This is a genomic window from Ruminiclostridium cellobioparum subsp. termitidis CT1112 (genome assembly GCF_000350485.1).
Lineage (GTDB): Bacteria > Bacillota > Clostridia > Acetivibrionales > DSM-1351 > Ruminiclostridium > Ruminiclostridium termitidis.
Genome location: NZ_AORV01000038.1, coordinates 72,475 through 85,291 on the forward strand (window position 1 = coordinate 72,475; position 12,817 = coordinate 85,291).

The 12,817-nt window shown below is 41.7% G+C and carries 10 protein-coding genes and 1 other annotated feature; of the genes, 6 read left to right on the forward strand and 4 right to left on the reverse strand.

What is annotated here, in order from left to right; translation table 11 throughout:
* Positions 1-345 precede the first annotated feature (345 nt).
* Positions 346-2,334, forward strand: a complete 1,989-nt coding sequence (gene tkt, locus CTER_RS14555) for a transketolase (RefSeq protein WP_004626493.1) — start codon at positions 346-348, stop codon at positions 2,332-2,334.
* A 94-nt stretch (positions 2,335-2,428) separates the two neighbouring features.
* Here tkt and CTER_RS14560 read toward each other — a convergent pair whose 3' ends face one another.
* From CTER_RS14560 to CTER_RS14570, 3 genes are all read right to left on the reverse strand, one after another.
* Complete coding sequence (locus CTER_RS14560) at positions 2,429-3,223, reverse strand: ABC transporter ATP-binding protein (protein ID WP_004626509.1); 795 nt, start codon at positions 3,221-3,223, stop codon at positions 2,429-2,431.
* Positions 3,223-4,116, reverse strand: a complete 894-nt coding sequence (locus CTER_RS14565) for an ABC transporter permease (protein WP_004626436.1) — start codon at positions 4,114-4,116, stop codon at positions 3,223-3,225. Before CTER_RS14565 ends, CTER_RS14560 begins: the two co-directional genes overlap by 1 nt.
* 64 nt (positions 4,117-4,180) lie before the next feature.
* On the reverse strand, positions 4,181-5,197 hold the full coding sequence (locus CTER_RS14570; protein WP_004626523.1) for an ABC transporter substrate-binding protein: 1,017 nt from the start codon (positions 5,195-5,197) through the stop codon (positions 4,181-4,183).
* A gap of 108 nt (positions 5,198-5,305) precedes the next feature.
* Positions 5,306-5,547, reverse strand: a binding site (T-box leader).
* A gap of 301 nt (positions 5,548-5,848) precedes the next feature.
* Between CTER_RS14570 and CTER_RS14575 the strand changes: the two genes are divergently transcribed.
* The 5 genes from CTER_RS14575 to CTER_RS14595 all read left to right on the forward strand — a co-directional run bounded on the left by CTER_RS14575 (position 5,849) and on the right by CTER_RS14595 (position 9,976).
* Complete coding sequence (locus tag CTER_RS14575) at positions 5,849-6,319, forward strand: DUF2975 domain-containing protein (protein WP_004626451.1); 471 nt, start codon at positions 5,849-5,851, stop codon at positions 6,317-6,319.
* A gap of 14 nt (positions 6,320-6,333) precedes the next feature.
* Positions 6,334-6,555 (forward strand): helix-turn-helix domain-containing protein, encoded by a 222-nt coding sequence (locus tag CTER_RS14580; RefSeq protein WP_004626442.1) that lies wholly within the window; start codon positions 6,334-6,336, stop codon positions 6,553-6,555.
* Positions 6,556-6,723: 168 nt separating this feature from the next.
* On the forward strand, positions 6,724-8,307 hold the full coding sequence (locus CTER_RS14585) for a DUF4153 domain-containing protein (protein ID WP_004626499.1): 1,584 nt from the start codon (positions 6,724-6,726) through the stop codon (positions 8,305-8,307).
* 92 nt (positions 8,308-8,399) lie between these two features.
* Positions 8,400-9,689, forward strand: coding sequence for an ATP-binding protein (locus CTER_RS14590; RefSeq protein ID WP_004626501.1), 1,290 nt, complete (start codon positions 8,400-8,402; stop codon positions 9,687-9,689).
* A gap of 62 nt (positions 9,690-9,751) precedes the next feature.
* The gene (locus tag CTER_RS14595) at positions 9,752-9,976 is read left to right on the forward strand and encodes a hypothetical protein (RefSeq protein ID WP_004626531.1); all 225 of its coding nucleotides are present in this window, start codon (positions 9,752-9,754) and stop codon (positions 9,974-9,976) included.
* Between the two features lie 116 nt (positions 9,977-10,092).
* Here the strand turns inward: CTER_RS14595 and CTER_RS14600 are convergent, their stop codons facing one another.
* Positions 10,093-12,396: an extracellular solute-binding protein gene (locus CTER_RS14600; RefSeq protein WP_040761271.1), complete on the reverse strand. Its 2,304-nt coding sequence runs from the start codon at positions 12,394-12,396 to the stop codon at positions 10,093-10,095.
* Positions 12,397-12,817 lie beyond the last annotated feature (421 nt).

Below are 12,817 nucleotides of genomic sequence, written 5' to 3' on the forward strand. Positions count from 1 at the left end.
AGAATATTTTATTTGCTTTGTTGGGAAAAATATTCTTATTACACAGAAACTGTTTGTGTAATAACTGCCTGACATACAGTTTTATACATTTTCCCTCAATATATAGACATTTTTTTAACAAGTAACGATTTTATATTTATTTTTTGCTTGTTTATGTGTTAATATATTAGTGATTTGAGTTTTAATAAAACCTTTTTTAAAACTTTAATATTAACAGTTATAACGAGGCGTTTCATTGGAAGCGCTTAAATAAGAAATTTTTCTGCAGACGAAAAATTTTTAAAGAACGTACCACGTTCTTTTGAACCTATGCATTATAAAATAGATATTGGGGAGGACTTAGCAATGAGTAAGTTAGACACAGCATGCATAAATACCATCAGGATTTTAGCAGCAGAAGCAGTTCAAAAGGCAAATTCCGGACATCCCGGTCTTCCGCTCGGTGCAGCGCCTATTGCGTATTCCGTTTGGGCCAGGCATATGAAACATAATCCCAAAAATCCTAAATGGGCAGGAAGAGACAGATTCGTTCTGTCGGCAGGACATGGTTCAGCAATGTTATATTCACTGCTGCATGTTTTCGGCTATGACGTATCACTTGAAGACCTTAGGAATTTCAGACAGTTTGGCAGTAAAACTCCGGGGCATCCCGAGTACGGCCACACTTCGGGCGTTGAAATAACTACCGGACCTCTGGGTCAGGGTATTGCCAATGGTGTAGGCTTCGCAATGGCAGAACGCCATATGGCTGCTAAATTCAACAAGGAAGGCTACAATGTAGTTGACAATTATACCTATGTATTATCAGGCGACGGCTGCCTCATGGAAGGTGTTGCATCAGAAGCGGCTTCTCTGGCAGGAACCTTGAAACTCGGAAAACTAATCCTTCTGTACGACAGCAACAAGATCACCATAGAAGGCGATACCAGCATTGCATTCACAGAAGATGTGGCAAAGCGTTTTGACGCATACGGCTGGCAGGTTCTCAAAGTTGAGGACGGCAACAGTGTTGATGATATCAGCGCTGCCATAGAAAAAGCTAAAGCTGAAACCGGTATGCCATCCATTATAATAGTTAATACTCAAATCGGTTACGGTTCACCAAAGGCCGGTACCTCCGGAGTTCACGGAGAACCTCTCGGTGAAGAAGGGCTCTCAAAGACCAAGGAATTCTACGGAATGTGCAAGGATGACTGTTTCAATATAACCGATGAGGTTGCAGGCTTTACTAAGGAGTTTGTACAGTCAGGCTTGAAGGCCGAGGAAGCCTGGAACGATATGTTCAAGAAATACGCTGCCGAATACCCCGGCCTTGCAAAGGAATGGGAATTGTGGCAGACCGGCAATTATGAAGAACTTCTGCTGAATGATGAGAACTACTGGAAGTTTGACAGCAAGCCAAACGCTACCAGAGCTATCTCAGGAAATATTATAAATTACCTGGCAAAGAAACTTCCAAACCTCGTCGGGGGCTCTGCCGACCTTGCTCCTTCAAACAAAACCCACATGAAGGATATGGGCGATTTTTCTGCTGTCGATTACAGTGGAAGAAACCTCCACTTTGGGGTAAGAGAGCATGGAATGGCAGCAATAGCAAACGCTATAGCTGTTTATGGAGGATTGAAAGCATACTGCTCGACCTTCTTCGTTTTCACAGATTACATGAAGGGCGCTATGAGATTGTCCGCTCTTATGAATGTACCCGTAACCTATGTCATGACACATGACAGCATAGGTGTAGGAGAAGACGGACCCACTCACCAGCCTGTTGAGCAGCTCGCTGCAATCAGAAGCATACCCAACTTCATAGATTTCAGACCTGCCGATGCAAACGAAACAGCTGCCGGCTGGTTTACTGCAGTTACAAATCCATCCTCACCGACCTGTCTGGTATTGACAAGACAAAACCTGCCTGTGCTAGACATCGACGGTAAGGTCGCATTAAAGGGCGCTTATACACTGTTGGATTCAAAGAATTCTACTCCGCAGGTTATCCTCATTGCTTCAGGTTCTGAGGTCCACGCTGCCCTGGAAGCAGGAAAACAGCTTCAGGCCGAAGGAACAGACGCCAGAGTGGTAAGCATGCCTTCAATGGAACTGTTCGAAAGACAGACGGCTGAGTACAAGGAAAGCGTATTGCCTTCCTCCGTTTGCAGTAGAGTTGCAGTAGAAGCAGCTACCTCCTTCGGCTGGCACAAATATGTAGGTCTGAAGGGCGAAGTCGTTTCCATAGACACCTTCGGAGCTTCAGGTCCTGCCGATCTTCTGTTCAAGCACTATGGTTTCACGGCTGAAAACATTGCTGCTAAAGCTAAAGCAGTTTTAGCCAAATAAGAATTTAAAAGGTTGATTAACAGCACAAAAAAATCCATCCGGGAACTCCGGATGGATTTTTTATTTATAAATTATTTAGCGTTTTTTACATCTGCTATGACAGCAGCGCACGGTCATTTGCGAATTCCTCGCCGCTTGCCCTGCCGAAGCGCTGCAGCAGATCCTCCACAGTGAGCTTCTTTTTGTCCTCTCCCTTGATATCCAGAATTATGCGTCCTTCATGCATCATTATCAGGCGGTTGCCATGTTTTATGGCGTCGCGCATATTGTGGGTAACCATTAACGCTGTAAGCCTATCATCCTCAATAAATCTGTCACTGAGCTGGAGCACCTTTTCAGCGGTTTTGGGGTCAAGGGCTGCCGTATGCTCATCCAGTAGCAGCAATCTGGGCTTTTTCAGCGTGGCCATTAATAGAGTCAGCGCTTGCCGCTGTCCTCCCGAGAGCAGCCCCACTTTCGCATCCAGCCGGTTTTCCAGCCCCAGCTCCAAATGGCTGAGCAGCTCCTTATACAGTGTTCTTTCCTTGTTTTTGATCCCCCATCTCAGACCCCGGGGCTGTCCCCTGCGGTATGCAAGGGCAAGATTCTCCTCAATACCCATGTTGGCGGCAGTACCCCTCATGGGGTCCTGGAATACCCTTCCCAGCATTATTGCACGCCTGTGTTCGGAGTATTTTGTCACATCGGTATTATCTATCACTATTGAGCCCATTTCTATGGGATATACACCTGCCACGCAATTGAGCAAAGTTGACTTACCGGCCCCGTTGCCCCCTATCAAAGTGACAAAATCACCTTCATCAAGCTGCAGGCTGACGTTGCGCAGCGCAACCTTTTCATTTACCGTTCCGGGATTAAAAACCTTATATATTCCATTAACCTGAAGCATTAGTCACCCTCCTTGATAGATATTTTAATTGGGTGAAGATATGTTTTGAATACCGGCAAAGCCAGGGCTATGGCCACGGTTATTGCCGTAAACAGCTTCAGATCATTTGCGGGCATACCCAATTTAAGTACGAATGCAATGATGATACGGTAGGTCATGGCACCCAGGGCCAGTGATAGAAGCCGGCTGAAGAAACTCTTCCTCCCGAAAAGCACTTCACCTATAATAACCGATGCCAAACCTATAACTATTGAACCCGTACCCATTTGAACATCTGCAAAGCCCTGGCTTTGTGCAATCAATGCACCGCTGATTGCAACCAGACCGTTACTTATTACCAGCCCTATGATCTTCATCATATTGGTGTTTATACCCTGCGCCCGGACCATGTGCGGGTTGTCACCGGTGGCACGTATGGCAGAGCCTATTTCGGTTCCGAAGAACCAATATAAAATTCCCACCACTGCCGAAACGCAGATAAAGCCTAAAACTATAACGGCATCTCTCGTACTCATGCCCAATTTCGTAAACGGTGTATAGACCGTATCCATACGCAGCAGAGCCACATTGGCCTTTCCCATGATATGCAGGTTGACCGAGTAAAGGGCAATCATGGTCAGGATTCCTGACAACAGTGCCGGTATCTTAAGCTTTGTGTGCAGCAGTCCTGTTATCAGGCCGGCAGTCAAGCCTCCCAACAGTGCAAGAGCAGTTGCCGCAAAGGGATTGACTCCGAGACTTATAGCCTTGGCGGCTATGGCAGCACCCATTGCAATACTTCCCTCCACAGTCAGATCTGCAATATCCAAAATACGGTAGGTTATATACACCCCTATTGTCATAACGGCCCATAGCAGCCCAAGGGATATAGCCCCAAGAAATATATCCAACATTACATTCACCCATTTTCCATTCTATCTTCAAAGTTTGTGATTATATTATATGATAGCTTTTTGATTATTTACCCTTGATTACGTACTGTTCCAGATCTGCCGGTATCTTAAGCCCTATTTCATCGGCTATGGCTCCGTTTATTGCAAAATCAAAATTCTTGGAACCTTCAATTGGCATTGTGGCAGGTTTTGCTTCGCCTTTTAATATTTTAACCGCCATCAGTCCTGTCTGGTAGCCCAGATCCTTGTAGTTTATACCCAGAGTGGCCAGCCCGCCCTTGTCAACCATACCGGATTCCCCGCATATAACAGGTATCTTGGCTTTGGTGGTTACACCGCTTACAACAGGCATGGCTGAAGCAAAGGTGTTGTCGGTTGGTACATAGATTGCATCACACTGTGTGACTATTGACTGTGCCGCCTGTTGAACATCGTTTGAATTGGTTACAGTAGCCTCGACATATGTCAGTCCCAGCTTCTCAATAGCTTCTTTGGCAAGCTTTGCCTGCAAAATGGAGTTATCTTCGCTGGAAGTATACATCACTCCCACCTTTTTTGCACCCGGCACCAATTTGACCAGCAAATCCATTTGTTCCTTAATTGGATTCATATCTGTGGTACCGCTGACATTTCCGCCGGGAGCAGTATTGGAATTTACAAGCTTGGCGGATTCAAAATCAGTTACTGCTGTTGCCAGTATTGGTATCTCTGTTGTCTTTCCTGCAATGGACTGGGCTGCCGGAGTTGCTATTGCCAGCACCAGGTCTGCTTTATTGCTTACAAAACGATCACTGATGGTAGAAAGATTGCTCTGATCACCCTGAGCATTCTGCAAATCAATGGTTATTTTTTCTCCATCCACATATCCATTGTCTTTCAAGGCTTCTATAAAGCCTTCCCGTGCGCTATCTAGCGCACTGTGCTCCATGTACTGAACGATACCGATGTTCAGTTTTTTTGTGTCAGTACCATCCGTACCATTTGAGCTGCTGTTTGAACTGTTGTTTGCGCCGCAGCCTGCTACACCTGCCATCATGGCAACTACCGTCAATAACGCCAAACCCCTATTAATTTTTTTCATAACCGTACCTCCGTCCTACATTTAATTAATTTATTATTCAACCAGCTCATTTTGAGCTGCTTTGAACCACCGTTCCAGACAATAAAAAATCGCCTCCAGTAATAAACTTACAGGGGCGAATTCATATCGCGGTACCACCTTGCTTCATTGTTTGCACAATCTCACACGAACAACCAATATTGTTCTTCCACTATAACGGGCGGATCCCGAAGCCACCTACAGGGCATTTGCCTTTGAGCGCACAGCTCCCAAGATGAATTCACAATACCGTATCCTGCCTTCTTTCACCGGCCGAAGGCTCTCTGAAGGATTTGGTAAAACTGTTACTGGTTCTTGATCATCGCTTTTTATATTCTATTGCATTTTTTTAATTGTATTTTTATAAATACTTTGTATGCGTTATTTTACTATACACATAAATTTATGTCAACCTGTAAATATATCTATTCCATCACAAAAGTATTTGTATCAATTATACTATTTTATCCCAATTAATCAAATGATTTTTTTCAAGAATGGGTTTCGATTGCAAATTAATTGTATTTCAATTAATTTTTATTATTTATTGGTATGTTTTTATTGACAAACGATAATTATGGGGTTATATTACACTTAAAGGATAAAATATATTGCACATTGTTGGAGGTTTATATGAAGCTGCAATTGCCCGGGCAAAAAAATCTGAGTCATATTGTTGAGGTTATGTGTACCGTATTTCAGGTTATGGGTGTGATACTGGTTGGCTCCCTTCCCTGGACGTTGAATAACTACCTGCTCTTTAAAAACAGTTATGTATCCGGCAACGTTTATTATTCCATGCTGATACTGCTTTTTTTATCGGGGATTTGTGCCTTTTGTATTTTAGGGCAGTCAAAAAAGATTCTTCGCAATATAAATAAAAAAGACCCTTTTACCCTTGATACGGCCAACAGAATCAAATACATCTCCTACTGGTGTTTGCCCATAGCTTTCGCTTACCTTGCCGCAATTTATTTTATTCCCTCCGCATTTGTACTTTTGGTTGGGTTGACTTTTTTATTCCTTTCAGCCTGTATTTTTATAATAGCCAGGCTATTTTACCAGGCAGTCAGCTACAAGCAGGAAAATGATCTGACAATCTAGAGAGGAGAAAAAAGATGCCTATCATAGTAAATGTTGATGTAATGCTGGCTAAACGGAAAATGAGCTCAACCGAGCTGGCTGAAAAAATTGGAATCACCACTGCAAACCTGTCCATATTAAAGACCAATAAGGCAAAGGCAATCCGCTTCTCCACACTTGAGGAAATATGTAAGGCGCTTAACTGCCAGCCTGCCGATATCCTGGAATATGTTCCGGAGGAGGAACCTGCAAAATAGGATATCCGGATATAATCTAAAAACTGAATAATTTCATAATTTTCATTAACCGGAAACACTACTTAACATTAAATTTAATTTTCTAAAAAAGAATATTTACAAGTCCATTTTGAATTATGCCCTTTTTTAGTAATTCAATTTAAAAAAATCAAGCAAAGGAGTATGACCATGGAAGATCAAAAAAAACCTCTGCCAGAACCGCTTAATAATGTACCTCCAAATTATAAACCTTATATACCAAGAGACAAAACATCGGAATATCAGGCCTTCAAATCAAAAGTAATATCCCCGAAGGGCTTTATCATTACCATACTAAGCATTTTACTGGCCACCCTTTTTACAGAGACAATTTTTCTCGGTATTGCCGGCATATCTGTTCCCATATTCGCCATAGCCTTCTATTCCAGCCTGTTTTACTATTTCCATGAAAAGGAGAAGCCCATTAACCGGACGGGCATATTTCTGACAATTCCGGTGTTTCTTCTGGCCTTCAGCTTTTTCCTGCACTACAATCCCAGTACCCGGTTCATAACCTGGCTTACCTTAATCGGACTCGTATGTATCCAGCTTGTCATGCTGGGCACCAATCCGGCAGAAAGTCTTTTCTCATATGACATGCTGACAAGGGTAATGTCAAAAATCATCGGACACTCCTTCCTGAACCTTGGGATGCCCTTTTTCTCCCTGGAATTCCTGAAAAAAAGAAGAAAAACACATAGCTCCGGTAAAGCAACACTTATACTTATAGGTCTGGCTATTTCACTGCCCGTTGTTATAATTCTGCTGGGCCTGTTCATGAGTGCCGATGCAGTTTTTGAAAACGCTGTCAACAGTGTTGTTAGCTTCATCAATGTGGATTTCGGCAACATATTTGCCGACCTGTTCCTGGGATTCTTCGGCGGAATCTTTCTTTCTGCCGCACTGCTGGGTCTTAAATACGAGGAACATGAGGAAAAAGCCGCCGGGAAAATAGGAAATTCCGTTGACGGGCTTGTTATCGGAACTTTCCTGACCATAATTAATATTTTGCTGATTGCTTTCGTGGGCTTCCAGTTCGCTTATCTTTTCGGAGGTACGGTCAATATCACCGTATCGGATATGACTTATGCCGAATATGCAAGACGGGGCTTCTTTGAACTCACCGCTGCATCAGGTATAATAATTTCCATAGCACTTTTTGTTATGATAATGACCAAAAAGAAGGAAGATAAGCTCCCTTCATGGGTTAAGCTCTGTACCGTCTCCCTTTGTTTATGCAATGGTATTTTATTGGTGTCAGCCATAAAGAGAATGCTTTTATATGTGGATGCTTACGGACTAAGTGTGAAACGTGTGCTGACACTGTGGCTCATGTGCCTTATCGGTCTATGTCTTGTCTGGATGATTATTAAATGCTTTATACCTAAAATGGATGTAATGAAGCTTATCGGCATTACTGTAGTCACGGGCGTTTGCATTTTAAGCCTCACAAATACCGAGAGGTTAATAGCCCGCTATAATATCGACCGTTACATCAGTGACCCCACTAAGATAACCCTGGACGTATACCATCTTGGAAGACTATCCTATACTGCAGCACCCGAAATTGCACGTTTAAAGGATATGGATTCAGACGGAAGCCAGTTTGCCAAGTCCGATATAATAGTGATATTACAGAAACAGAAAGCATCCTGTAAAATCAGAAATACATTATATGGATTTACACTGGACAGTATCGAGGCACAGCAGGTGTTTTCCGGCATAGCAAAATAGCTCCAGGCAAAAGATTGACATCTTACTGCCCAAATGATATAAAGTAAGAAAAACTGCTATCGTGAGATAAATACCTGTAAAGGAAGTATTATATGTACGTAGATACAAATGAATTATTTTTATACCGTAAGTTTGAGCAGCAAACGTTATTTGATAATATTACCGGTATAATCAATAACTATGAAAATATTAACTACGAAGAGATTAAAAAAATCATATATCCGTGTACCAATGAGCTGATAGAGTTTGGCATGTGCTGCGGATTTGAAGGTAATCTGTGGCACTGTTTTCTGACCTATTTGCTGGTCAATAATGAAAATTCCTATTCCAGATCTCTTGAAATAGGCGGCTCGGTAACAGGAACCATTACTCGGCTGGCATTAAACGACTTCAGGATTTTCAAGCAATTATTTGATTTTGATCTAACTTTGATTGATAAAGTACTTGGATTGGATTGTCTGTGTTTTGTTTCGGACTTCAGCAATCCGGACAGCTCAAAAGCACTGATGGATACTGATATAATACAGGCTTTCAGAGAACTTACCTACAATCTCAGGCATTCCAGTGATCCCCAGGTTTTCTGCAGGCATACAAGCGATTTTTACAGACAGCACGGTGTCGGTAAATTCGCAATGTACAAAGCCTTCAAGGTGTGTCCCGGCGGACAGTCGGCTGATATTATTCCCATTGCAAATACCGGTAACATATATTTGGATGACCTTGTAGGTTATGAGCTGCAAAAAAAGGAGCTCATCAAAAACACTGAAGATTTTATAAACGGGTACAAGGCGAATAATGTATTGCTGTACGGTGACAGTGGTACCGGCAAGTCCTCAAGCATTAAGGCCATTCTCAATGAATATAGCTCCCGGGGACTCAGGATGATAGAAGTGTACAAGCACCAGTTCGGCTATTTGCAGGAAATAATCCAGCAGGTAAGGAACCGGAATTACAAGTTCATAATATATATGGATGACCTGTCCTTTGAAGATTATGAAACAGAGTATAAATATCTTAAGGCCATCATAGAAGGAGGCCTTGAAATGCACCCTGGCAATGTCCTCCTTTACGCAACGTCCAACAGAAGACACCTGATAAGGGAAAAATGGAGTGACAAGGACGACAGGGACGATGACCTCCACACAAATGATACCGTTCAGGAAAAATTGTCACTGGCCGCCCGTTTTGGGCTGTCCATCCTTTATATTTCGCCAAATAAAAAGGAGTTTAACAATATCGTCAGAGTTTTGGCCCAGAAAAACAACATAGCACTTCCCGAGGAAGAGCTGTTCCTTGAAGCCAACAAATGGGAGATGCGCCACGGCGGTTTATCGGGCAGAACAGCCCAGCACTTTATAACCTATCTAAAAACCAAACTGTAATTTACCTTGGATTACACATACCACCATTTATGAATTTAGTTATTGACACTTAGGGGGCTCACATGTCGAAGCAAATCAAGGCACTTATTCTGCTGTTTATTTTCATGCTCTCTTCTTTAGGCACCTGGACGGCAGCAGCGGCAAAACCGGCCTATTCAAAAACGCTGGAGCAGATTTATCACAGCAAGGAAGTGTACAGGGATACTGAAACCGCCCTCATTTTTAATAAATCCCTGGTTGCTTTGCAGAGCACCTGGGACTGGACTGCAGGTATGAAAAGGCAGTAAATACATATTATATTGATTAAAATTATTGAGGAAAAATAATTATGCCCATTATACGGCACTCACGTACCGGTTTAATGGGCCATAATTTTTACTGGAATATTAATAAGCAATTTTCACTATTCATTTAGATATATACTTACCTTGTTTTGAATCAATTTAGCTGTTTCCTGGGCAGACTTCTTTCCTGAAAAGAAATCTTTTATACCCTCCAATACGATCTGTGAAGCCTGTTCTTCAACGTAGGGCAGTAGCTCCAACTCATCTATCATTTTGTTCACCATTTTTACATCCTCTTCATTTAATGCCCTGACTTTACGTCCTTTGTCCTTGTATGCCATATACATATAGTTCCGTTCAATCTCACTTTTGGCTTTCTTTTCAAGGGCACTTATGCTTACAGGGAATTGATACATATCGTCTCTGGCTTGTATTTCATCTGAAAGAAGCAACTTAATAAATTCCCACGCCTCCGCCTTAAGTTTTGAGTTGTTGTTAATGGCATATGTCCTTCCCTCATAAATTATATTCGGTGTTTTTTGGGCACTGTATGAAGGCATATTATAAAATTCCACTTCGCCGTTCATCAGACACTGGGTTTGTATTACCCCCTGATAGGTACCGAAATAGCTTCTCATAAATCCAATTGTTCCCGGATCAAGCATTTTATAGAGTTCAGAGATATCAAGCTTTGGACTGCAAACACCCATATCGGAAAACCCTTTTGTGAAATTCAGCAAGTCAATAAATTCTCCTGAATCAAAACTGCAGGACTTTTTATCCAGATCAATAAAATTGTTGTATTCACTCAGAAGAACCATGCTGAATATGCCTTCCGGTGACATCTTTTCCATAGCATACTGATCCGGTTTTCCATCTCCGTCGTTATCCCTGGTAATCTTTTGGGCTAATGACAGGAAATCCTTCCATGTCCATTTAGAACTGTCTATGCTGATTCCTTCCTTATCCATTATGCCTTTATTGGCAGCAAAGGAGGCAAAGCTGAAATTTACAGGCATTACAAACAGATCATTCTTATACTTGAAAGCATTCAGAATATTTTGCTTGTAGTTGTTTATATCAAAGCTCTTATCGTTTTTTATCACTTCACTAAGGTTTTCCAAACAATTCTTATCTATATATCTTCTATAGGGGAGACCTTCAGTCTCAACAATATCCGGGCCTTTACCGGCCATTAACTCTGTACTTACAATTTTCCGGTAATCCTCTTCCGCCTTCTGAGCCCTGTTTATTTCATCATCACCGGGGCCATCTTCACTTGAACTAATGGTAGCTGCCGAAAAATCCTTCAAATCTACCTTTATGTCAGGGTACTTTTTCCGGAATTGGGCAATTGCCGACTCCAGATACTTTTCAGAATACCTCGTATAAATACTGAGGGTTTTCTGATCTGCCGCATTCCCGGGTTCCTTGGAAGGAGAATATTTATAAAACAAAGAGACACTCTTGTTCTCCCCTGATGAATTGTCCATCTTAAAAGCCAATATGTAGATATTATTATCCTTATCGAAAACAAAATCATTTGTATAAGTTCCCGAATCCAGAAGTGACGACTGCTTGAGATCAAATACATACCCTTCCGTTTTTCCCTCAGGTGTGCACGCTATAATACCTTTTTCAGCTAAAAAATATAGTTTCTTATTTACCAGGCTATACTTCATTTCGTGCATAAAATGCCCGGCGCTCAGTTCTGTCAGCAGTTTACCCTTATCCTGACCCAAACTTATTATTTCAACAGACGATTTACCGGACTCTCCGCTTGAAGATCCCATAAGCAGGTTATCCTTGTCATCGATTTCTATAAAGTCAATTTTCTTTGCTTCAATGTCTTTGATTTTTTTGCCGTCAGGGTTCAAAACCTCAACCTTCTCCCTTCTCTCCAGCAAATATACATTTCCTTTTGTATCTACGGCAATATCCGTTATTCCTGCCTGCTCATCGGTATAGGTTCTTTTTCCGAGTTCAAAACTTTTTTGTTTTTCTCCCTTTGAATTATATATAACTACCGAGCTTTCAACTTCTCTTTTTTTGTCGCCCTCTTTAATTTGTCCATATTTTTCTCTGATCACATATCTGTTGTCCTGTGAATCAAGGGTAAAATTAATATCCGTATAATCACATTTATATTCCTGAACTCTCTTACCGTTCGTGTCTGCAGTGACATTATAAACATCCTTTTCCCTCTGCTCCGTTAAAACCAGCCGGTTCCCGGAATCCAGACCTATTTTCATGCCGGCATTCTTAAGCCCCAATTCCCTGCCCAGGTCCTGTTCCTGGTAGTTGGATACATTGTTCATATCCAGAACATTGGCAGCCGTCTCTTTTTTAGCATTATCGCCGCAGGCGCTTGCACCCATGATAATCAATGCCGCCAATATAATGCATGTTATCTGTTTTGTCATTCTGGTATATCACTGTCCTTTCTCCGAGGTCGTTATTTCACAATACAATCAAGTGCAAATATACCATAAAATATAAGAAAAGGGAATAGAAGTATACGGGTGCATCTCATTTTTTAACTGAATTTACAGTTTGTTCATATTAAAATATTAAACCTTGTATTTTGTTAGAAATCATTGGAAATAATAGAAATAATCATATGATGTGATTACTACAAGTTAAACTGTTATTTGAAAGGAGAATTTGTATGGGTGATAAGGGTAGTGCCAAGAAAGCGCCAAAGATGTCCAAGAAAGAGGCCAGAGCTGCTAAAATCGCAGCCCGCAGCAGTAAAAATACCGAAGAGGCTTAAACAGAAAAATGCACTGATTACCTTCAATGGTACTCAAAATTAAAACATACACCAGAGCAAAAAAAATGAAA